We start from the raw sequence: 520 nt of genomic DNA, 5'->3' as shown, positions 1-520 counted from the left end.
CTGACGGCAAGGCTTATCAGCAAAGAACTCAACGGAAAAACGGTTCAAATCCTGACATCCATGTGCGACCCCCTGAGGTATCCCAAAGCAGATGTCGTGGACTTATACGGCCATCGCTGGGAAATAGAGCATGGGTTCCGCGAGATGAAACAACACCTGCTGAATAATGAGCTGACGCTGAGAAGCAAAAAGCCAGAACTTGTGCGTCAGGAGCTGTGGGGCGTGGTCCTGGCCTATAACCTTCTGAGGTTCATGATGGCGCAGATGGCGTACAGCCTGAAAGACGTGGAACCTTATCAGATGAGTTTTAAGCAGTCCGCACTGTATCTGAGAAGTCATCTGAGCCTGCTACCGGGCATCTCAGGGGGAAAAATACCGCGGATAATGGAAGAGATAATGGCGATGGCGCCAGGGCTGGTGCTGCCGGAAAGAAGAGTGCGGCATTACCCAAGGGCGGTAAAAAAGAAGCCGCAACGTTATCCGCTGCGGCCTCCATTAAGATCTTAACTGACAAGCATTA

General features: G+C 51.5%; 1 protein-coding gene. It reads left to right on the top strand.

Going from position 1 to position 520, the window contains the following annotated elements:
* Nucleotides 1–507: transposase (locus tag FD744_RS25245; protein ID WP_160870038.1), on the top strand; the 507-nt coding region annotated here is incomplete at its 5' end.
* Nucleotides 508–520: the final 13 nt, after the last annotated feature.

Origin of the sequence: Pantoea sp. Taur, from assembly GCF_009830025.1 — a bacterium.
Classification (GTDB): domain Bacteria; phylum Pseudomonadota; class Gammaproteobacteria; order Enterobacterales; family Enterobacteriaceae; genus Pantoea; species Pantoea communis.
This window is presented reverse-complemented; position numbering and strand designations above follow the sequence as displayed.